The organism is uncultured Shewanella sp. (assembly GCF_947495455.1).
Classification (GTDB): Bacteria; Pseudomonadota; Gammaproteobacteria; order Enterobacterales; family Shewanellaceae; genus Shewanella.
The window spans coordinates 50,676-73,767 of sequence record NZ_CANLZC010000010.1 but is presented as its reverse complement, the minus strand read 5'-3'; the positions used below and the strand labels follow the sequence as shown (position 1 = coordinate 73,767).

Below are 23,092 nucleotides of genomic sequence, written 5' to 3'. Positions count from 1 at the left end.
CCTCTACTTGTTTGGAATAATTAAACCTGTGTCAGCATTTTGATACCAATTGGCATTACCGTTACCCAATGCATAATCAACAAATTCTGGATAGGCTTCATTTAACGGTATTCTTTCAACTGGGTATGACCATCTTTCTGGAATAATTAATGCCCAAGGCATGCCATTCGCATTTTGAAAATAAAGTCCTTCACTGGGGTTTGATGCATCATCTCCAGTACCAAATAACCGCGTATCAAACTTATCCGTAGGCGCTTTATTTTTAAGATGCACCTCTAAAGCACGACCAGGATTACCACCCAGTACCGCTTCTGGTAACCAACCATGTGGAAGATTAGGATTAGCAAAAATAAACGGATCGTATGGCAATTCAGGCATGTCATTACTGTCTATTGGCGTTTCAAAAGGAATCGTCAGAGTCCAAGTCGGATGCTCAGTTTGAGTACAACCTAATTGTGTACCTAGAAATTCACAGCCAAAGGGAACGGTAGTGTAAGAATGGACATCCTCGGTAAAAATAAAGACGGCATTAGTTTGCCCTTCTTCAAGAATTGCATGGGATTGATTTACGCCATCTAAATCCCAGCGGATCGCAGACTCTTTTATCGCAGAGCGTGGAATACCGGGCAATTGAATACCAAAACCATTATGAAATGTTGCTCCCACAGCTAATACTTTGACTTCTATTTTAACTCGTCTAACCTTCCCGTCTTTTTCAAACTCATTAATTTTAACTTCCATTACCACATCGTTAAAATCATAATCCCCTTCAAGTGGATAGAGATCTTCATAGACAATCGTCGCCACACCTTGCGTTCCAACAGGATAATAACCCGTTGTGACTCCAGTTTCTGTTATCGTGATAGGATAATCTTCGACTTCACCATCTGCTGCACCACCTGTCGCCCCTAAACTTTGCGTAGTACTCAAACGAAAGCGTGCCCAAGTCTCACCTGCCTCAACCCAGCTTGGTATTTGAATAATGACAATATTCTCACCTTCGTCCATATATTCAGAGGCGATAACTTGTTCGTCACTATCGAAGTCTCCATCATGATTCAAGTCAATCCAAGCATTGAGATAACCTTCATTCCCTACGACATCAACAACTAATACCGTATCTTCACCCACTTCAAACCCCGTAGGCATAGTAATACCATCGTCATCATCACTATTATCACTGACATCATCAGAAAGAGGATAAGCATAAGCGTCACCTTCATTATCAATTAATGAACCTAACTGAATACCTGAAACAATCTTGTGGCGAGCACCGTTGCTCGCAATATTACTGCCATAAGAGTCTGGCGCATCACCAAAATCAACAGAATCTCCAACAGGCACGTCGGCTAATGCACACCTTGCGCCATCATTACTGGTAGAAGAGGGCCCATAAGCAAAAATGCCACTCACACTGGGCTCACCATCTAAATCAGAGACTTTGTAAATATTGCCATCAGAATTGTTACTAATATACAGATTGCCATTTACATCGAAAAACTGAGCACCAAATGTAAAGCCTCGCTGTGTGGCTGTTAAAACGGTCCCTAAATCCTCAGCTGACCCCGAAGCTTTGTCTATTTTTAATAGTTTTGCATTTGTACCATTAGTGACTGTGTATAAATATCCATTATCAGGATGAAAAGCAAAGTCTGTAATATTATAAGTCGCGTTAGATTGACTGCCTGCAACTAACGTCATTTCATAATTATCCGGATCATCTAAAGTCACTTTAAATAGCCCTTTATTTTTCCGGTATCCATACCAAGCATTTTCATCTAATGCCACATCGCCTACAAAAAAATTGCCTGCACTGGCTGAAGCACCATCTTTACTCACATCCAATGCCACAACTTGATGATCTGTCCCCACTCTACCCAGTGAACCACTGGCGTAATCCCATCCATATAAATAACGATCAAATTTATTAAAACCAACACCGTTAAATGCAGCACCGCTTCCCATGTCATTAGATAAAATGGTATAGCTCCCCGTGCCTAAATCAACACCAAAATTTTTAGGTAAGGATGAGGGCTTTTGAATAATAAAGGCTTTGGTTGGGCACTCCTCAAAAGGTGCCGCATATAGGATCCCAGAACAAGTGATCCCCAAAGTAAGGGTAAATAAAATTTGTTTTGAAAATAACATAGCAACTCCTTCGCTGACACAGTTAGTCAACATAAAAGCAAAAGCTATGCCAAAAAATAAAAACCTTAAAATTCAAGTTAATGAGTAAAAAGAAAAAATAAGCAAACTGATTATTTGCATTTTGCAATGCATATTATGAAATTCATTTTCTTAAGTTAGAAAGTGCCCTAACCACTATGGTGCAAGGACTTCTTATTGATACCTATGAGATCGTATTTTCTTATATCGTGCCTGCTGTTTGCTTTATATTGCTATGCCTTATTTGATTTAAATGTCATAAGGCATAATGTCAATTTAAGCGAGTAATAAATCTAATTCAAATTGGGCTTTTTCTATACTTTCTTGAGCAATTGTTCCTCCCATAGATAAGCCTTCTGCGTAAATAAATTCAAGCTCTGTGATCCCAATAAACCCTAGCACCGTTTTCAAATAAGGAGCGAGGTGATCGCTGGCCTTATTTTTATGCACACCACCTCGAGTGGTAATGACAATGGCTTTTTTACCCGTTAATAATCCGACGGGCCCTTCATTGGTATATTTAAAAGTGACGCCCGCTCTAGCAACAAGATCAATCCACTGCTTCAATTGAATAGGAATGGTAAAATTATACATTGGGGCTGTAATAATCACTTTGTCATGTGCTTTTAACTCTTTCACTAAACTATTTGACAAAGATAGCACATCTTGTTGCCGAGTATTTAAACTTTCAGCCCCTCTTAAGGCCATCGCCAATTCACCGTCCAACACTGGTAGCTGACTGTTTGTTAAATCTCTAATGGTCATATTCACATTTTGACCTGATAATTGCTCAATTGCATAATCAATCAGTTTATGAGATTGAGAATGTTCTCCTAATATGCTTGAAGTTAATACTAAGACTTTAGACATCATTGACTCCATTGATACTCATGCTAGATGACAATACATAAATCAATTAGCTTGGGTATAATACCTGTGATACTGACTATAAAGAGACCACTTCTCTTTACTCAGGCTCCATTTTAAATACCAATAAAGTCGAATAAAAGCGCATAAAATATCTATGAATAACTCAAAAATTCGAAAGGTTAATGCTTTTAATAATCCTTTAATATCGATGACTTCGACGCTCATTCATTCTCCCTATAAACTCATAAAAGCCAAATCGTTATACTTGTAAGTTAAAAGTTACCGGCCCATCATTCACTAAAGAGACTTGCATATCCGCAGCAAATTGTCCCGTTTGAGTCTTGACCCCCTCACTTTGACAAAATACAACAAAATCATTATAAAGTGCTTCAGCTAGCTCAGGACTTGCTGCACTTGAAAAACTAGGGCGCAATCCTTTTTGCGTACTCGCTGCAAGCGTAAATTGGGAAACAACTAACAGCTCCCCCGACACTTGCTGTAAATTTAAATTCATCTTGCCATTTTCATCTGAAAACACTCGGTATTGCATCACTTTTTTAGCCAGCTTTTGCATTTTTTCTTGAGTATCATCTTTCTCTACACCTAACAGCACTAATAAACCTTGTTTTATTTCACCACAAGTTGTGCCATTAACTTCCACTTTTGCCTGTTTAACTCTTTGAATTAACGCAATCATTGTTATTTTTCACTTCTATTATTACATTGGTACTTTAAAATTCACTCACTATCTATACCCGTGATACTGCTTATTCTTCATCTCCTTCTGCAATAAGTTTCTGCAATTGTTGATCAATATGCTCTGGCAAAGCCGCGGTAATTTCTGCGCCAATTAATACAATCACCCAAGATAAATAAACCCATACAAATAAAATAGGAATAGAAGCTAGCGCGCCATAAATGGCTTCATAGGTTGGAAACTGAGTGACATACAGAGTAAAGCCTTTTTTACTTAATTCAAAAAGAAGAGCTGCAACAAACGCACCAAACAACGCATGAATAAACTTCACCTTTTGATTAGGAACCACCATATACAACAATAAAAATGCGGCCATAGAAAACAACATAGGTAAGCGCTTGACCAAAGGAGCCACATTGACAAGATCCGTATCACTGAAAATTTTAAGTGAGACAATATAGGAACTGGCCACTAGACTTGCCCCCACTAATACAGGACCTAAGGTCAACACCATCCAATACATAGAAAAAGACACAACACTGCGCCTCTTTTCCTTAGTTCGCCAAATACTATTAAGCGCTTTATCAATGGCTGAAATCAGAAGGATAGCCACCAGCACTAATACAGCAATTCCGACTGTTGTCCCCTTTGAGGCATTTTCAACAAATTCATTTAAATACACTTGAACAGTATCACCAGCCGCAGGTAAAAAGTTTTTATAAACAAAGCCTTCTATTTCATCTCTAAGACCAACAAATACTGGAAAAGCGGATAGCATGGATACCATAACAGCGACTAAAGGCACTAATGACAGTAAGGTCACATAAGCTAAGTGCCCTGCACGAATATTGACTTGATCGGTTTTTAATCTTTCAAATAAATGTACACAAAAGTCCCAAAAACCTCGAAAGAGACTAATAAGCTTTTTAATATTTGTCATTTTTTTCATAAGGTTTCTCTTGCTTTTGCCCTAGCTGCTTAAGTATCTTTAACCGTATCAGTTTATATTAACAAATTACAAAGGTAGATCTATGTCTCAACAAGGTTCAGCAGGTAATGTCATTGCAGCCATTGCTAGCTTTTTCATTCCCGGACTTGGACAACTCGTGCAAGGACGTGTTTTGGCCGCCCTATTGTTTTTTGTCTTTATTGGCGCAGGTTACGCGATGTGGTTTTTTATTATTCCCGGTATCGTCGGCGTACTTCTTCATATTTGGTGCATTGTGGATGCCGCAACCTATAAAAGTTAAATTCCACAATGGCTTATCTTTTACAAAAGAGACAAAAAAAAGCCTAGTGTGTTTCCACCCTAGGCTTATTAACTATTGATTCTATTCTTGTCCCTATAAAAGAAAACAAGAATAAACAGATAGATTATTTGCTGGCACGATTATGGCGCTTACGCTCATTTTCGGTCAAATAGCGCTTACGAACACGAATATTCTCTGGTGTCACTTCAACTAACTCGTCATCATCGATGAACTCTAGCGCTTGCTCAAGTGTCATTTCAATATGCGGTGTCAATACTTGCGCCTCATCCGTACCAGAAGCACGCATGTTAGTCAGCTGCTTACCTTTTAAGCAGTTAACCGTTAGATCGTTGGCGCGTGCATGTAGACCAATCACTTGACCTTCATAAACTTCAGTTGCATGGCCAATAAAGAGGCGACCACGATCTTGCAAGCCAAACAAGGCAAAGGTCAGTGCCTTACCTGTAGCATTAGAGATCAGCACCCCTTGTGGACGTTGACCTATGTCTCCACCTTTAACAGGACCATAATGATCAAAAGAGTGATAGATTAAGCCCGTTCCAGAGGTTGAAGTCATAAATTCTGTTTGAAAGCCAATCAAGCCACGACTTGGAATAATAAAGTCGATGCGAACACGACCTTTACCGTCAAGCTGCATGTCTTTCATGTCACCCTTACGGATCCCTAATTTTTCAATCACGCTACCTTGATGTTCTTCTTGAACATCAACGGTTAATGTTTCATAGGGCTCACAGAGTACGCCATCGATTTCTTTCTCGATAACTTCTGGACGAGATACCGCGAGCTCATAACCTTCACGACGCATGTTTTCAATCAAAATAGAAAGGTGAAGCTCACCACGACCTGATACACGGAAACGATCTGGGCTGTCAGTCTCTTCAACACGAAGTGCGACGTTATGAACAAGTTCTTGTTCTAAACGTTCAAGAATATTACGTGAAGTCACGTACTTACCTTCTTTACCAGCAAAAGGTGACGTATTCACTTGAAAGGTCATGGTTAATGTTGGCTCATCTACCGAAAGCGGCGGCAATGCTTCAACCGTAGTTGTCGCACAAACAGTATCTGAAATCTGCAGCTGACCAAGACCTGTAATGGCAACAATATCACCCGCATTCGCAACATCCACTTCATGACGCTCAAGCCCCATGTAACCTAGTACTTGGCCCATTTTGCCATTGCGTTTCTTACCATCAGCACCCACTATCGTCACTTGCTGATTCGTTTTAACGCTTCCACGCTTGATGCGGCCAACACCGATAACACCTACATATGAGTTGTAATCCAGTTGCGAGATCTGCATTTGGAAATCGCCTTCTGCATCCGCATCAGGTGAAGATACTTTTTCAACAATAGTTTCAAACAACGGCGTCATATCTTCACTTGTCTCATCTGGGTCAAGTGAAGCAAAACCATTTAATGCTGACGCATAAACAATAGGGAAATCTAGCTGCTCATCGGTCGCACCTAAGTTGTCGAATAAGTCAAATACTTGATCAATCACCCAATCAGGACGCGCGCCAGGACGGTCGATTTTGTTAATAACAACAATTGGCTTAAGACCTTGAGCAAACGCTTTTTTAGTTACAAAACGCGTTTGTGGCATAGGGCCATCGACAGCATCGACCAACAATAAAACTGAATCAACCATTGAAAGAACACGCTCCACTTCACCACCGAAATCGGCGTGACCTGGCGTATCAACGATATTAATACGATAATCGTTCCACTTGATGGCAGTGTTCTTGGCCAGAATCGTGATCCCACGCTCCTTTTCAAGATCATTTGAATCCATCACCCGCTCAGTGGCTTCTCCTCGAGACTCAAGGGTTCCTGACTGCGCCAGCAGCTTATCAACCAAGGTAGTTTTACCATGATCAACGTGTGCAATAATGGCGATGTTACGTAAATTCTCTAACACGGCTAAACCTCTTACCATCGGGATAAATATAGGGTTATTATAACGAAACAAATGCGCTTCATTTTATTCGTTACGATAAAAAGCGTGCTATTCTACTCTAGGCTAGACTAATCTCACAGGATTATTTTTAACCAATCACAATAAACTTGCTTTTTTAGCCGCTTTTATTCTGATCTAAGCGCACATTGAGTCAATAATCTTCTATTTATACTCTGTTAATACTCGTAATACTTCATGAAAAGTCAGTATTCAAGTCAGACAATATTTAATACCAATTCCATTATATAGATGATCAATTCAGAGCTTCTCAGGCTTTTCAATTCAAGGCGCATTTATGCAGTAATGGTGATTCCCTTTCAAATGAATGCAACGCAGAAGTGGAATGTCTGAGCAGCTCACTTTGTGCGGGTTTCAACATACTTTATGCTACGTTAGCTGCTTTCGATATAGAATAACTATTAGCTTCAATCATCTGCCTTGCCTACAGCATGTTGAATTCCCGCTAAAAGATCACTTATATAATGGAATTGGTATAAGTCAAAATGATTTGCAATTGCACAACGAAGTCACATAAGTTGCACAATACATGATCATTTACCTGTCTGATAAAATAACTTTTTACAGCCGCATCGATATCGTTCGCTATTCGATAAAAGTCATTAGAGTAAGATGATGAGTTATAGAGTATTTACTCTTTCCTATTATTCCCTTACCTTAGTTTATTTAATGCACTGAGATGATGCGATTAAAGCACCAACAATGTGCAAGCAATGCACCATCATGGTGCTAATCATGACCCCTTTAGCTCGGTAAATATTACATATCTATTTAAAATCATATTGTTATAGACTTGGCATAGCTCTCGCAATTAGTCCTTCAAACCGCATCTAGCCAAAAATATGATGCCAATGAAATTAGAGTGTGACTTTACCCAACTCGGAGACTTTATATAATGTCAGCTGAATCAGTTTTACAGCAATTACAAGAATTAGAAGTTAAATTTGTTGATTTGCGTTTTACCGATACTCGAGGTAAAGAGCAACATGTCTCAATTCCTTCTCATCAAGTTGATGAAGATTTTTTTGAAGACGGCAAAATGTTTGATGGCTCATCCATTTCTGGATGGAAAGGCATTAATGAATCTGACATGGTATTAATGCCTGATCCCAGTAGCTTTGTGCTCGATCCTTTTACTGCTGATGTCACAGCCAATATACGCTGTGATATTTTAGAACCCACGACCATGTCGGGCTACAATCGCGATCCTCGCTCTATTGCTAAAAAAGCCGAAGAGTACATGCGCTCAACGGGTATTGCTGACACTGTCCTCGTGGGGCCAGAACCTGAATTTTTCTTATTTGACGATGTTAGATATGGCGCTGATATGTCAGGTTGCTTCTATAAAGTCGATGCTGAAGAAGCCAGCTGGAATTCAGGGAAAAGTTATGAAGAAGGTAATACTGGCCATCGCCCAGGCGTAAAAGGGGGTTATTTCCCTGTCGCACCAGTGGATTCATCTCAAGATTTACGAAGTGCAATGTGTCTTGTTCTTGAAGAAATGGGGCAAATCGTTGAAGCTCATCACCATGAAGTCGCTACAGCGGGTCAAAATGAAATAGCCACGCGTTTTAATTCACTGACCTTAAAAGCTGATGAAGTACAAGTACTAAAATACGTCATTCATAATGTTGCACATGCTTACGGGAAAACAGCGACATTTATGCCAAAACCGGTTGTCGGTGATAATGGTAGTGGTATGCACGTACATCAATCGTTAGCTAAAGATGGGGTCAACCTTTTTGCTGGTGATAAATATGGCGGTTTAAGTGAAACAGCTCTTTTTTATATTGGTGGGATCATTAAACATGCAAAAGCCATTAATGCATTTACAAACCCAGCAACGAACTCTTATAAACGTTTAATTCCGCATTTTGAAGCCCCTGTCATGCTAGCGTACTCTGCACGTAACCGCTCAGCGTCGATTCGTATTCCGGTGGTGCCGAGTGCAAAAGCACGCCGTATTGAAGTCCGCTTTCCCGATCCTATGGCCAATCCATATCTTGCTTTTTCTGCCATGTTAATGGCAGGTCTAGATGGTATTCAAAATAAAATCCATCCAGGGGAAGCAATGGACAAAGATCTCTATGATTTACCCGCAGAGGAAGCCGCAGAAATACCACAAGTCGCCACCTCGTTACAAGAAGCGCTTGACTGTCTCGATGCTGATCGTGAGTTTTTAACGCGTGGTAACGTTTTCTGTAATGATTTCATCGATTCATATATTCAATTGAAGCAAGAAGATGTTGAAAAAGTTAACAATACTACTCATCCAGTAGAATTTGAACTTTATTACAGCCTGTAGTTCAATCCTAGCTTTAAACACTGGGTCCTCAACCGCCTTCAAACAAGAGGCGGTTTTTTATCCCCTTCTCTCCTTTGTCCTCCCCTCTATCACTGACTACACTTGAGTAAGTCGCCATTCAATTAGTTTATGTCAATTAATCAAATGAAAAATAATCATGCCAGCCCAAAAACGTCTCTTTAAAACGGACTGACATATCAGAGCCATTTTTCATCATAATGAACCCAATACCAGCAGGGAGTCGTCATGATAAAACAGCGATTAGTCTTTTTTAAATCAACAATACTAGGCATGTTTATTTTCAGCTTATTACCACTCACGGCCTTCGCCACTGATTGGCCACAAGAGATCACAGTACCAGAAGGGAAGATTGTCGTTTATCAACTGCAACCGGATTCGCTATCTGGTAATACACTTCAAGGAAAAGCGGCATTATCACTTGAGTTAACGGGTCAAAACACTCCCACTTTTGGTGCTTTTTGGTTTATAGCAAGAGTGGATACTGGCACAGAAACCGCTCAAATTAGAGATGTTGACGTCACTCAGATAAAATGGCCAGATGACATAAAAAATACCGAAAAACTCAATAACATTGTACAAAACGCTCTTAAATCTACTCTTTTTCAACTATCTATGGAAAGCTTAAGCGCAAGCCTGACGAGTTCAAAGCAAGAAAGAAAGAGTTTACAAGAACTGAAAAACACTGCGCCAAACATTATCTTTAAACAAGAGCTGACCATTTTATTAAGCTATGATGGTGCACCGATTTATCGCGCTATTAATGATACTGAATACGAAAGAGTCATTAATACTCCTTTTGCCGTTGCACGCAATAAAGAAACAAAGAAACTGTACCTTAGCAGCGGTAGCTTTTGGTATGAGGCCAATGATCCACTTGGCCCATGGACACTTACCCGTAAACCACCAGCAGATCTCGTCAAATTAATGCCAAAATCCGAAACGACCTCATCAACCACAGGCACACCTCCTGCAATTTATGCAACGACAACGCCAACTGAGCTCATCTCAACCCAAGGTCAACCTAAATGGAAAAGCTTAATTTCTGGGCAATTACTCTATGTGACCAATACTGAAGTGCCTTGGATACGAGATACCTCTAACAACAAAATGTATGTATTACTGTCAGGTCGTTGGTATAGTGCCGCTAAAGAATCTGGGCCTTGGACTTTTGTAAGAGCAGATAAATTACCTGAAAGTTTTAGCAACATACCACCAGATTCTGATATCAGTGGCGTTCGAGTGTCTATTGCTGGTACCACTGAAGCGAATGAAGCTGTCATTAATGCAAAAATCCCTCAAACTGCAGCCATTAAACGCAAGGGGACAACCACTAAAGTCACTTATGACGGGAAGCCTACATTTGAGATGATCCCAGGCACTCAAGTTGCCTATGCCGTTAATACTGACTCACAAGTATTAAGGGTGAATAATCAATTTTATGTTGTCAATAATGGCGTTTGGTTTACTGCCTCATCACCCACAGGCCCATGGAGCGTTGCTACTCACATTCCCAATGAAGAAATTGCCGAAATTCCCCCCAGTTCGCCCGTTTATAACACCACCTATGTGCAGATTTATGATTCAACGCCTGATGTTGTCTATGTGGGTTATACCTCAGGCTATCTCTGGTCCTATCCTTACTATGGCGTTCCCGTGTACGGTACGGGCTGGTATTACCCACCACGTTGGGGACCTTATTATTATCCAAGACCTGTCACTTGGGGCATTTACGTTGGCTATAACCCTCGAATAGGTTGGAATTATGGCATGTCTTGGGGTTATGGTTTCTACAGGGCAGGCTTTGCTTGGGGCGCCGCATGGGGTGGAGGTTATTATGCTGGAGGCTATCACGGAGGTGGATATCGTTCTCCCGTTTTTATCAATAACGGTAATATTAATATTCATACTGGCAGGATCAATATTGGTAACAACATCAACTTTGGTAACAGAACCAATATCAACAATCAAATACGAGCTAACCATATAGCGAAGAATAATATTTATAATCATCCTCAAAACAGAGTCAGAAATGCCAGTCGATCCACTTTAAATAGAAACTTTACTCAAGCGATTCATAGTGCAACCAGAAAAAATAATGTTTTTTCAGACAAAAACGGAAACGTCGCTCGTAATCATAATGGTCAATGGCAAAGCAGAAGTCACCAACAATGGAAAAACTTAAGCAATCAACCCCATCTCTCTCAAACTCAAAAAAATAATGCCATAAACAAAGTTCAACATCATTCCAATAATCCCAGTGGGTTATCTCATAATATTAAACAACAAATGAACAATCGAAGAATAGACAGAAACAGTTTGAATCACTCTCGCCATATTCGCCAAAATTTTCAAGGCCAAGGACGATTGCAGCGAGGACGTAAGTAGTTATTTGTAAGTAGTTATTTATTGTCAAATTGATAACATTGAATGTTATTGCGCCCTTTATGTTTAGCTGCATAAAGGGCTTCATCCGCCTGCTCAATAATCATGTCTTCATTATTTCCCGAAAACTGACAAATTCCCGCCGAAAAGCTGACTTTAAATTCACCTTGCTCACTACTGTGCTCCAACTGATTAAATGCCTCTCTAATTTCATTCATGACAAACAAGGCTTCATATTCTCTCGTTCTTGGAAAAACAATAGCAAATTCCTCTCCTCCATAGCGACCAATACTATGATTGCCTCTTAATCTTTGCTTAAGAAATAAAGAAAGCGTGGAAATCACTTTATCACCAACAGTATGGCCATAACTGTCATTCACTTTCTTAAAATGATCTATGTCTACCATAGCGAAGCATAATGCTTCTTTTTGCTCTTTAGCATAACGACAGGCTTGTTTGAGTTTATCGAGAATATGAGTGTGATTGAATAATCCAGTCAAACTGTCACGAATAATCAGATCATTAAGTACTCGTCCTCTCTCACAACGGGTTTGCACCGTTGACACTAAATGTTCCGGCGCTACGGGTTTCGTGAGAAAGTCATCCCCCCCTAATTTCATTGCGTTAAGTTGAATATCTTTATTATTCTCACCGGATAAGAATAAAATAGGTAAACGTAAATATGCCGATTGTTGCCGAATCACGCTCGCAAGTTCCACTCCCGTACATCCAGGCATGTACATATCCATTAGAATTAACTCAGGTTCAAATTCCTCCATCACTTCCAATATTGTTAAGGGCTGTGTCACAACCTGTGTCATCATTCCCGCACGATTTAATACGTTTTCACAAAACAAGGCCTGAGTACGAGAGTCATCCATGATCAACACCTTATAAGGTTTTAATGATGAACTCGAATAAAATTGTTCCACTGAACGTAATAGTTGTGCCACAGTAGGGCGAACATAAAAACCTGAGCCACCAACTTGGCAAGCCGACAGTCTTAATTCGATGGATTCATTTTCTTGATGGGTAATAAAAATTTTGGGCACATTGGCTTGGTGCTTTTTCATCAACTCAATACCGACTCCTTCTCCAGCAAAATTAACATCAATGATAATTGCACTTTTTGTAAACTGCTGCGAACGAGTAATGAAATCTTTTTTATCTTTAATGACTTTGCAATAAACATCAAAAAAAACAAGCTGCTCAGCCAGTTTTTCAGCTAACTCTTGATTTAATGCAAGTAAAATAGGATGCTTGTGAGGAATATAAGGCGCAGGATCGAACGTATCATCATGGCGCAGCACCCGTTTAGCCAGTACATTAATGTTATAATCTAGAGAAACCAACTCTTCAAACTTTAAATTTCGATTCATCTGCTGCAAACTATTTAACTGCAGTTGAATTTTTATCACTTTATCTAGCAATTCAGCGGATTCAATTTGTTTGACTTGACCAAATAAACCATGCACTTTTTCAATAAGTGTATCGATCTCATGCTGTGACAAACTTAAATTAGTCATTTCTTTATCATTAGGCGAAAAATAAAATTCACGCCAACAATGCAATAACCCTCTGACTTCATGGGTAACGGTATGAGGTAATTTATGATTGATAGTCTGCTGATTATTCATCATTAGACAGCCTTTCCTCTTAATTCATCAAGTCACACACTAAAGTATAGCTGCCTCATTCCACTTACTCTGAATAACTTCACGCTCTATGTCCTCATCACAGGCAATAAAAACGCTAGACGACTGATCTGTTTTGAATTAGCCTCACTCGATGAAGAACACTCCCTCACGGAAAAACAGCAAATCATTAACTTCGAACACGCCTTAATCTCTCAAAATAGAGAAAGAGATGGAATGAACTAAAACAACATAAAAACAAGAATAATCAACACCTAAAAAGACAATAGTCAAATTATAAATAAAGGATGTAGCATGTTAGATTTCGAATATTGTAATCCAACCCATATCAGCTTCGGCAAAAACAAAATAGTAGAATTAGACAAACTGGTTCCAAGTGATGCACGAGTGTTGATTCTATTAGGCGGCAATAGTGCAAGAAAAACGGGCACATTAGATGAAGTACTCACAGCTTTAGGCAATAGAAATATTACCGAATTTAGTGGTATTGAAGCGAATCCGACCTATGAAACACTGATCCAGGCTGTTGATATCATCAAAGAAAAAAATATCGACTTCCTTCTTGCTGTAGGTGGTGGTTCTGTCATCGATGGCACTAAGTTTGTTGCTGCAGCCGCCTTATTTGACGGAGAGCCTTGGAATATATTGCTCAACTGGGGCAATAACATCACTCAAGCTTTACCTTTTGGTTGTGTATTAACCTTACCGGCTACAGGCTCTGAAATGAACAGTGGTAGTGTTATCACACGTAAAGAGATTCAATCTAAACGTTCTTTTATGAGCAAACATGTCTTCCCTCAATTCTCTATTTTAGACCCGAGTAAAACTTTTACCTTACCCGAAAGGCAGGTGGCTAATGGTGTTGTTGATGCATTCGTTCATATTATCGAGCAATACCTGACTTATCCCGTTAACGCACCAGTACAAGACAGGTTCTCTGAGGGATTATTACAAACTTTAATTGAGTTAGGACCTCAAGCCCTCAGCAATCCCACTGATTATGATATAAGAGCGAACCTGATGTGGGTCGCTACCTTAGCACTTAACGGACTCATTGGCCGAGGTGTCCCTCATGATTGGGCAACTCATATGATAGGCCATGAGCTCACGGCACTTTATGATATCGACCATGCAAGAACACTCGCTATTATCTTGCCGGGCCTACTCGATTGCCAACGGGAATCGAAAAAAGAAAAATTATTACAGTATGCTGAGCGTGTTTGGAACATCACTCAAGGCACAGAAAACCAACGCATTGATGATGCCATTACCAAAACTCGCACCTTTTTTGAGAACATGGGCATTAAAACCCGTTTAAGTGATTACGATCTCAACTACACTCACGTAGAAGAAATCATTACGCAATTAGAACGTCACGGAATGACCGCTTTAGGCGAACACCAAGACATAGATCTCGAAAAGAGTCGCCATATTTTAGAGCGTAATTTGTAGGCATTACACTCGTGATGTGTGTACTTTACCGAAATAAAGCGCACACGTATTATTAACTGATAAATATTACCCTCAATTATCATTCGATTATGATAATTGAGGGTAAAAAACCTTCAACACCCTGCTTTTTTTAAATAAACAAGCTAAGCTACTCAATATTCGGTTATTTTGAGAACCTAATTCAATGCGATTATTCAGCCTATTCCTATTGATATGCTTAAGCTCAATGGCTTATAGCACTGTCTACAAATGGGTCGATAAAAATGGAAAAATACATTACACCGACAAACCGATTAATAATGCTAATCCTGTTAAGTTCAAAGAAAATACCGAAAACCATGTGAGCCTTCCTCCTGTTCCTGGTATTCCAACAAACACGTCACCCACTCCATCCAAATCGGTTCAATACCAGCTCACCATCATCAAACCCATAGAAGAAGAAACAATACGCAATAACAATGGCAATGTATCCGTTATCGCTCAAATCAAACCTAAGCTTCAATCAGCATTGACATTACAACTCTACCTAGATAATCAGGTATTTGGAGAACCACAAACCTCCACCGTCTTTTCACTTAGCAACATTAATCGAGGAGAACATCAAGTCATCATTAAATTAATCGATAAAAACGGCAAAATACTTGCTTCAAGTCTGCCCAGAACCTTTTTTTTACACCGAAGCATTAAAAATAAGCCATCATAAGTCTGATACAAATCTATTATTTATTTTAGTTCAATAGATTATATCTACATAAACAAATATCAAGCATCGCAAGGGAGCTTGCGGAATGCACCACTGTGGTGCATTATCAAAATATCTACACCGAATGCACTTAATAGGGGCAATGAATTGGGCACTTTCAATGAATAATCACAAATTACTCAATCATCTCGTCACAGCAGTCCTTGTTATCAATCGAGAACTAAAACTCCTCTATGCCAATACTGCCGCTAAACAATTATTTAAAATTAGCCATAATCGATTATTTGAACACGCGTTAACTGAACACTATCAGTCTATCGGAATAGACCCTCAACTGTGGCAAAATGCCATCACAAATCATCAAGGATTAACGGTTAATAGTGTCTCACTCACAACACTTGATGGAAAACAGCATACCCTTGATATTAGTTTAAGCCCCTTTGAAGAAGAGAAAAACACGGCCTTATTAGAATTAAGACTGGTCGATCAACAGCAAAGGATCCACCAACAATTATCCCAAGATGCTCAACAACAAGCCGCTCAATTCTTAGTACGCAATCTCGCTCATGAAATCAAAAACCCACTTGCAGGAATAAGAGGCGCGGCACAGTTATTATCTAGGGAATTATCCAATAGTACGCAAAATGACTTTACCAATCTCATTATTGAACAAGCTGATAGATTGCGCAATCTAGTGGATCGTTTATTAGGCCCTCAACGGCCAACAGAACAGGGAATTTTTAATATTCATGAGGTCATTCAAAAAGTCCTTTCTCTTATTAAAATTACACTGCCAAACAATATTCAAATACAACAAGATTATGATCCTTCGATCCCCAGTTTCAGCATGGATCCAGAGCAGCTACAACAAGCGCTATTGAATATTGTTCAAAATGCCGTTCAAGCCCTGAAAGATAAGCAAGGAAACATTCATATTCAGACTCGTACTCAACACCAAGTCACCATAGGCAATCTTCGACATAAATTAGTTTTAGCATTGAGCGTTACCGATAATGGCCCTGGGATCAATCCTAATTTAATCGATACTCTTTTTTATCCTATGGTGACCGATAAAGAACATGGCTCAGGCCTTGGCCTCTCTATCGCTCATAATATTGCTCGCCTACATGGAGGAAGAATTGACTGCCATAGCAGCCACTCAGGCACACAATTTATTTTATTACTGCCCGTACTTCAACAAAGTAATGTATAGCGACAGCAATATAACTGAGCCATTGTATTATCAGCCCCCATCAGAAATTTGTAACATTAAGGCACAAACATGACAGAACAAGTCTGGATATTAGATGATGACACTTCGATACGCTGGGTTCTTGAGCGTGCAATACAGAGCATTCCACTGACTTGTGCAAGCTTTGCTGCCGCAGAATCCTTATGGCAAGCTCTGGAAATGAGCCAACCACAAGTCATTATTTCCGATATTCGTATGCCAGGGACTGATGGCTTAACCTTACTCGAACGGCTTAAAAGCCATTACCCTCATATTCCAGTCATCATCATGACGGCACATTCAGACTTAGACAGTGCGGTCAGTGCCTATCAAGCAGGTGCATTTGAATATCTTCCAAAACCCTTTGATATTGATGAAGCAACGGCATTAATCGAACGGGCTCTAAGCCATTCAAATGACCAAGAACACAATAAAAAACAGCAAGAGCCTATCATTAACACACCAGAAATTATTGGTGAAGCCCCCGCTATGCAAGAAGTGTATCGCGCCATAGGTCGACTATCTCGCTCATCTATCAGTGTGCTCATTAATGGCCAATCAGGAACAGGAAAAGAGCTCATAGCAAGCGCACTCCATAAGCATAGCCCAAGAAAAAAACAACCTTTTATTGCCATCAATATGGCTGCAATCCCCAAAGATCTCATTGAATCTGAACTCTTTGGCCACGAAAAAGGCGCTTTCACTGGTGCACAAGGGATCCGTCAAGGTCGATTTGAACAAGCCAATCTTGGCACTCTGTTTCTTGATGAAATCGGTGATATGCCAATTGATGTTCAGACACGTCTATTGAGAGTGCTTGCCGACGGCCAATTTTACCGCGTCGGCGGCCATGACCCCGTAAAAGTTGATGTACGTATTATCGCAGCAACCCATCAAAATTTAGAACAAAGAGTAGCCAACGGCGAATTTAGAGAAGATCTCTTTCATCGTTTAAATGTCATTCGTATTCATCTACCCACATTATCTCATCGCCGAGAAGATATTCCACAATTAGCCCATTACTTCCTCCATAATGCAGCCAAAGAAATGGGTGTTGAAACCAAAACCTTAACGGAACAAGCAGCGACAAAATTAGCACAACTTCCTTGGCCTGGTAATGTCAGGCAACTGGAAAACACCTGTCGATGGTTGACGGTAATGGCTTCAGGACAAGAAATATTACCGCAAGATCTGCCACCAGAATTGTTAGATAAAGCCGGCACTGATACGACAAATAATCTCACTCAAGATTGGGAGCAGGCGTTGACTCAACTTATTGATGAACGCTTAAGTCGCGGAGACAATGATTTACTCACTCAAATACAGCCCACATTTGAACGCATATTACTGACTACCGCCTTAAAACATACCAATGGCCACAAACAAGAAGCCGCCAAACGCTTAGGCTGGGGCCGAAATACATTAACGCGAAAATTAAAAGAGTTATCCATAGAATAAAATGGCACAACACAAAAGGGATCATGGCGATCCCTTTATTTTTATATAATCAACTCAATGAAGAACAATCTAGAACTGGTAATGCATGCCTAAGCTGACTTGTGATAAATCAGTACCGACATCTTTATAACCAACAGAATCATCATTTAAAAAAGATAATGCACACCTAAACTAAATTGAGAAAGGTTCGTTTGATAACTGTCATCATAATAAAAGCCATTATCATCGAATTCTAAATCACCTGAAGTAAATTCATAGGCTAAACGGATCACAATATAATCCGATACCGCTGCATCCACACCCGCACCGAGCACATAGCCCACCCCAGTCAAATCATCAATATATGTTCCCCAGTAAGGGGTGTCTTGCTCAACTCTAATATCAATAAAAGAAATGCCACCTTTCAAATAACCTGAAAACATATCATTAAAATTAAGTGTGAAAGTAGGCGTTATAGAGAAGACTCCAGCATAGATATCCTGCCCTTGCGAGTCACTAAAATCTGTTGTGCCATATACATGTCCTTCGATACCAAACCACTCATTGAGATTGTAGCCAGCGTAAGCACCAAAACTCACAGCAGAGTCGCTACCATCACTGATATCATCAAAACTGATCCGTGTTGTCCCTATATCCCCACCCACATAGAAACCTGGATATTGAGGTTTAGCCAGAACCAAAAGGGGTAATAGATATAAATTTAATAACAGTATTTTTTTCATCACTATTCCTTGTGTTATAACTAAAGAGCACTCAAGAAACAATAGATTAAGCTTGATAAAATATCGAGTTTTATGTAAAAAATACTGAAATAAAAATGAGAGTAATACAGAAAGAAAATGAAAATAACCACTCGTTAAAGTCGGCAATATTTTTCACAAAAAATGAAAAAGCCGAAGAACATCACTTTTCTTCGACTTAATATTTCACTAAAAATAAAACAGCTTATGACTTAGCAATTAACGCTCAATAATAGGCGATATAATTCTAGAACTGATAATGCAGACCTACACTGAATTGAGACAATTTAGTATCGTCCATTTTTGTTGCATTAAAAACTTGAGCAAGTCTATCATCAGAGTCTAAATCCGCTTCCATAAACTCATAACCTAAACGAACCACTAAATGCGGAGTAATTGCCGCAGTCACCCCAGCACCCAATACATAGCCCCAGCCATCATAATCGGCACTAATACTGCCATAATGACCGTTATACGTTCCACTTAGCTCAGAACTAATATTCATATACGTAACACCCGCTTTGGCATAAGCTGAAAAAGTGTCATTGATCTGCCAAGTCACTTTAGGCGCAATAGATAATCCTGAAGCCGACAACTCTGCTTTATTCAAAGTGATAGTATTGCCATTATAAGTACCACTCATTCCTTCAAAGCCAGTATCATAATCGCCCGTTCCAAAAACATGACCTTCAATGGCAAACCACTCATTGAAATGATAGCCACCATAAACACCAATACTAGTAGCTGATTCATCAAATGAGCCAAATTTGAGTTGAGTGCGACCAATATCTCCACCCACATAAAAACCCCTATCGCTGGTATCAGCCATAACGGTATGGGTACAACCTAAAGTTAATAATAATACTGCAGCACTTGAGAAAGCTTTCATTACGCATCCCGTAAAAAATAATTTCATTTTAAGGCGGCGGAGATTAGCACTGAGAAAAACGAATAAATAGGCTTAATCGACTAAAGTACTAGGAGGTATATCATAAATAAAAATGAAAAAAACAAATTTAGCAACATTATTAAAACAATGCGAAGTTAATTTAATATTATGATTTAAAATAATAAAAAATAAAACTGAATACGAGCTTAACAAAGGTGTACTAATAAAAAAATAACAGATGAAAATCATAACATAATGAAATTAATCACTATATTTAAAGTTCAACTTTTAGTTTACTTTAAAACATTAATTTTTATTAATACCAAGTGTTAATTAATCCTTTGCATAAAATAAACCCCATTTACAAAATAAAATGGGGCCTATCAAGTTCGATCTTCATAACAGCTTATCGAGTCGATTAATGATGCTTTTTCTTCATCTTATGAGGTTTATCGAAATTTTCTTTAAATTTTACCTTTTGCTCTGGCGTTAGAATTTGATATACCTGATTTTGTAACTTCAGCATATCGACAACCGCATTCTCACGCTTTGTCGCTTCCACTCCAACAAACTGCTTGGCTTTTGCTTCATCAAAAGTTGGCGCTGTGATTAACGCATATGCCTCGGCTTTTCTCGCTTTCATCTCTTCTTCTGAAGGACGGTTCTCTTTCTTAGCTGCTTTATTTGCCTGAACTAAACTTTTCACCTGCGCTTTTTGTGCATCAGTTAAGTCCAAGTTACGCAGCATACCCTTTAACTTACGATCAGGGCCATGATCGCCTTTCATTGTCTTTTGCTCAGTTAGTGTATTGCTACTGTCTTCTGCATTGACTACACTGGAGATCAAAGTAGTCGTTGCTAAAACCGCTAATAGACCTGCTGTTACTGTTTTTGACTTCATGTTTATAACCTCTTAGTTTAAGTCCTGTTACTAAATACTAACTAATAATTGAGCTGTATTTATCTGTTACCTAGTATAGTCAACGCTTATGTCAATATGGGAATAACTGAGGTAAAAGACTGTAAATTGGAGGAAATAACCACTAAATTTAATCAATAAAAGTGATATTGATCTCAATATTTACATAGACTTACACAAGAAGACTACAATTGACACCCAACACAGTATACTGAGTAGCATCTTAGTCCATTCAGTCACTTGAACAGTGTCAATATTAAGGGAGGCATATGAACCGCATTTTATTAATTGATGATGATTTAGGTCTATCTGAATTACTGGCACAACTCTTAGAGTTAGAAGGTTTTCAACTCACTCTAGCTCATAATGGACAAGTAGGGTTAGATCTGGCTCTCGAACAAGATTTTGATCTCATTTTATTAGATGTTATGCTGCCAAAACTCAATGGTTTTGAAGTATTAAGAGCATTACGCCAGAAAAAACAAACTCCAGTACTAATGCTGACAGCCCGAGGAGATGAGATAGATCGTGTTGTTGGCTTAGAAATAGGCGCAGATGATTATCTACCCAAACCTTTTAATGACAGAGAATTAGTGGCTAGAATTCGCGCCATTATTCGTCGCACCCATTCTCTTCCTCAAGATAACCCAAAAAGTATTCAAGAATTCGGTGATTTACAGCTCGATCCAGCGAGGCAGGAAGTATACTGCCAAGATGTATTGATCTTACTCACAGGAACAGAATTTAGCTTACTCTATGAACTTGTTCAGCACACTGGAGAACTTGTCAGTAAGGAAACATTAAGCGAAAGCGTACTGGGTAAAAAATTAATGCCGTTTGATAGAAGCCTTGATATGCATTTATCCAATTTACGTAAAAAAATGCCAGAACGTAAAGATGCAAGACCTAGGGTGAAAACAATTCGTGGTAAAGGTTATATTTGGCTCCCCTAATGAAAAGTATACCCAATAGTTTATTTGTCAAACTGTTACTGAGTTTTTGGATCTGCAGTTCCCTTATCATAGCAACTGTTGGGATCTTACCTTTAATTCAGCAAAAACATGATGCAGGCGTACCGATCCCACCGCCGTTCCATCATATTTTAGCCACAGTCGCCAACCGAATTATTGACAATCCTGAACTATTGAGCTCCCAGCAAGCTTGGCAAGGTATTAATCGTTTTCGAGATCCTCAAGGCAAGCCCATTCGCTTATTTGTTATCAATGAGCAAGGCAAGCTATTAAATAATGCCAAGAACTCTAAAATGTTAAGACGATTCGTCTTGATGGCAGACAACTCAGATCGTCCCATTCAATACCAATTTAAAGATGAGCTCATGTTTGGCCCTTATCAATTCTATGCTGCTGGGGAGCAATACTCACTTTACGGCCATGCTCCCGACCATAGACCGCGCCCTTGGTTTTTCTTTTTTACCGACAATAAATTATTAACCTTAAGCCTCGCTATTTTTCTTTCTGGCCTACTGTGTGGACTGTTAGCTTGGCATTTAGGTAAACCTTTACGTTCATTAAAATTGAGTGCAGATGCATTAGCAAAAGGTGATTTAAGCAGTCGAGTTAATGTTGAAACAACCCTACGACAAGATGAATTTGGTCAACTTGCCAAAGCCTTTAATGGAATGGCTGACGCCGTTGAGGACATGATAAAAACACAACAAAGGCTCATCAGTGATATTTCTCATGAACTCCGTACTCCACTGACTCGACTACAGTTATCACTTGCCCTCAATCGAAAAAAAGGTCAAGAAACCCAAGAAATGATCCGTATTGGCTATGAAGCTGAGCAATTAGAAAAAATGATTGCGGAATTATTAGAGCTCTCACGTGTCAAACTCAACACCCAAGAACAAAAAATTCCCTTAGAATTAGCTGAAACACTGGGGCAAGTCCTTGATGATGCCGAATTTGAAGCTGGGCAACAACATAAGCAATTAAACATTGCCATTCCAGAGTCAATTCGTTTACCCCTTCATCCTAAACCTCTATCTCGCGCGGTCGAAAATTTACTGCGTAACGCGATACGGTACGCCAAAAACAGCATTACCATTTGCGCGAAACAAGATAACCATACTGTCGATATAGAAATTTTTGACGATGGTCCAGGTATCACCAATGAAAGCGATCTTGAAGCCATTTTTAAACCTTTCTATCGCCCTCAGTCTGCAAGGGAAAGAGAAACCGGTGGGTGGGGATTAGGTCTAGCGATTGCTCATGCAGGAGTGACCGCCCATGATGGCCAAATAAAAGCTGAAAATATTAAGCCCCACGGTTTAAAAGTGACCATATCACTTCCCAGATAAGGCCAATCAAGCACTCAGTGATATTTCAAAATACC

Annotated in this window: 19 protein-coding genes; 9 read left to right on the top strand and 10 right to left on the bottom strand. The window is 39.4% G+C overall.

Going from position 1 to position 23,092, the window contains the following annotated elements:
* Nucleotides 1-3: 3 nt before the first annotated feature.
* The 5 genes from Q0791_RS05015 to Q0791_RS04995 form a co-directional block, all read right to left on the bottom strand.
* Entirely contained in the window at nucleotides 4-2,148 is a 2,145-nt protein-coding gene (locus tag Q0791_RS05015) for an LruC domain-containing protein (protein WP_299003471.1), read from the bottom strand.
* A 294-nt stretch (nucleotides 2,149-2,442) separates the two neighbouring features.
* Nucleotides 2,443-3,036, bottom strand: a complete 594-nt coding sequence (locus Q0791_RS05010) for an FMN-dependent NADH-azoreductase (RefSeq protein WP_299003492.1) — start codon at nucleotides 3,034-3,036, stop codon at nucleotides 2,443-2,445.
* Nucleotides 3,037-3,078: 42 nt separating this feature from the next.
* Entirely contained in the window at nucleotides 3,079-3,261 is a 183-nt protein-coding gene (locus tag Q0791_RS05005; RefSeq protein ID WP_299003469.1) for a hypothetical protein, read from the bottom strand.
* A 34-nt stretch (nucleotides 3,262-3,295) separates the two neighbouring features.
* The gene (dtd, locus tag Q0791_RS05000) at nucleotides 3,296-3,733 is read right to left on the bottom strand and encodes a D-aminoacyl-tRNA deacylase (RefSeq protein ID WP_299003467.1); all 438 of its coding nucleotides are present in this window, start codon (nucleotides 3,731-3,733) and stop codon (nucleotides 3,296-3,298) included.
* 70 nt (nucleotides 3,734-3,803) lie between these two features.
* Nucleotides 3,804-4,682 carry a virulence factor BrkB family protein gene (locus tag Q0791_RS04995; RefSeq protein WP_299003465.1) on the bottom strand — a complete coding sequence of 293 codons (879 nt, stop codon included), beginning with the start codon at nucleotides 4,680-4,682 and terminating at the stop codon, nucleotides 3,804-3,806.
* An 82-nt stretch (nucleotides 4,683-4,764) separates the two neighbouring features.
* Between Q0791_RS04995 and Q0791_RS04990 the strand changes: the two genes are divergently transcribed.
* Nucleotides 4,765-4,983 carry a hypothetical protein gene (locus Q0791_RS04990; protein WP_299003463.1) on the top strand — a complete coding sequence of 73 codons (219 nt, stop codon included), beginning with the start codon at nucleotides 4,765-4,767 and terminating at the stop codon, nucleotides 4,981-4,983.
* Between the two features lie 124 nt (nucleotides 4,984-5,107).
* Here the strand turns inward: Q0791_RS04990 and typA are convergent, their stop codons facing one another.
* The gene (typA, locus tag Q0791_RS04985; protein ID WP_299003461.1) at nucleotides 5,108-6,925 is read right to left on the bottom strand and encodes a translational GTPase TypA; all 1,818 of its coding nucleotides are present in this window, start codon (nucleotides 6,923-6,925) and stop codon (nucleotides 5,108-5,110) included.
* 952 nt (nucleotides 6,926-7,877) lie between these two features.
* Between typA and glnA the strand changes: the two genes are divergently transcribed.
* Together glnA and Q0791_RS04975 are read left to right on the top strand one after the other, a co-directional pair.
* The gene (gene glnA, locus Q0791_RS04980; RefSeq protein WP_299003459.1) at nucleotides 7,878-9,287 is read left to right on the top strand and encodes a glutamate--ammonia ligase; all 1,410 of its coding nucleotides are present in this window, start codon (nucleotides 7,878-7,880) and stop codon (nucleotides 9,285-9,287) included.
* 246 nt (nucleotides 9,288-9,533) lie between these two features.
* Nucleotides 9,534-11,693, top strand: a complete 2,160-nt coding sequence (locus Q0791_RS04975; protein ID WP_299003457.1) for a carbohydrate-binding family V/XII — start codon at nucleotides 9,534-9,536, stop codon at nucleotides 11,691-11,693.
* 14 nt (nucleotides 11,694-11,707) lie between these two features.
* On the opposite strand, the gene Q0791_RS04970 is transcribed toward Q0791_RS04975, so the two are convergent.
* Complete coding sequence (locus tag Q0791_RS04970) at nucleotides 11,708-13,330, bottom strand: diguanylate cyclase (RefSeq protein WP_299003456.1); 1,623 nt, start codon at nucleotides 13,328-13,330, stop codon at nucleotides 11,708-11,710.
* A 309-nt stretch (nucleotides 13,331-13,639) separates the two neighbouring features.
* On the opposite strand from Q0791_RS04970, the gene Q0791_RS04965 reads away from it, so the two are divergent.
* The 4 genes from Q0791_RS04965 to glnG all read left to right on the top strand — a co-directional run bounded on the left by Q0791_RS04965 (nucleotide 13,640) and on the right by glnG (nucleotide 18,189).
* Nucleotides 13,640-14,797 carry an iron-containing alcohol dehydrogenase gene (locus tag Q0791_RS04965; protein ID WP_299003455.1) on the top strand — a complete coding sequence of 386 codons (1,158 nt, stop codon included), beginning with the start codon at nucleotides 13,640-13,642 and terminating at the stop codon, nucleotides 14,795-14,797.
* A 184-nt stretch (nucleotides 14,798-14,981) separates the two neighbouring features.
* Nucleotides 14,982-15,500 (top strand): DUF4124 domain-containing protein, encoded by a 519-nt coding sequence (locus Q0791_RS04960; protein ID WP_299003453.1) that lies wholly within the window; start codon nucleotides 14,982-14,984, stop codon nucleotides 15,498-15,500.
* Nucleotides 15,501-15,660: 160 nt separating this feature from the next.
* Nucleotides 15,661-16,713, top strand: coding sequence for a nitrogen regulation protein NR(II) (gene glnL / locus Q0791_RS04955; protein WP_299003450.1), 1,053 nt, complete (start codon nucleotides 15,661-15,663; stop codon nucleotides 16,711-16,713).
* 69 nt (nucleotides 16,714-16,782) lie between these two features.
* On the top strand, nucleotides 16,783-18,189 hold the full coding sequence (gene glnG, locus Q0791_RS04950; protein WP_299003446.1) for a nitrogen regulation protein NR(I): 1,407 nt from the start codon (nucleotides 16,783-16,785) through the stop codon (nucleotides 18,187-18,189).
* 146 nt (nucleotides 18,190-18,335) lie between these two features.
* Here the strand turns inward: glnG and Q0791_RS04945 are convergent, their stop codons facing one another.
* From Q0791_RS04945 to Q0791_RS04935, 3 genes are all read right to left on the bottom strand, one after another.
* Nucleotides 18,336-18,911: an outer membrane beta-barrel protein gene (locus Q0791_RS04945; protein WP_299003444.1), complete on the bottom strand. Its 576-nt coding sequence runs from the start codon at nucleotides 18,909-18,911 to the stop codon at nucleotides 18,336-18,338.
* A gap of 265 nt (nucleotides 18,912-19,176) precedes the next feature.
* Nucleotides 19,177-19,818, bottom strand: coding sequence for a porin family protein (locus Q0791_RS04940; protein WP_299003443.1), 642 nt, complete (start codon nucleotides 19,816-19,818; stop codon nucleotides 19,177-19,179).
* 418 nt (nucleotides 19,819-20,236) lie between these two features.
* A complete protein-coding gene (locus tag Q0791_RS04935; protein WP_299003441.1) occupies nucleotides 20,237-20,719 on the bottom strand; it encodes a Spy/CpxP family protein refolding chaperone in 483 nt (160 codons plus the stop codon).
* Nucleotides 20,720-21,006: 287 nt separating this feature from the next.
* On the opposite strand from Q0791_RS04935, the gene Q0791_RS04930 reads away from it, so the two are divergent.
* Nucleotides 21,007-21,690 (top strand): response regulator, encoded by a 684-nt coding sequence (locus Q0791_RS04930; protein WP_299003440.1) that lies wholly within the window; start codon nucleotides 21,007-21,009, stop codon nucleotides 21,688-21,690.
* The gene (locus Q0791_RS04925) at nucleotides 21,690-23,057 is read left to right on the top strand and encodes an ATP-binding protein (RefSeq protein ID WP_299003438.1); all 1,368 of its coding nucleotides are present in this window, start codon (nucleotides 21,690-21,692) and stop codon (nucleotides 23,055-23,057) included. Before Q0791_RS04930 ends, Q0791_RS04925 begins: the two co-directional genes overlap by 1 nt.
* The last annotated feature ends 35 nt before the right edge of the window (nucleotides 23,058-23,092 follow it).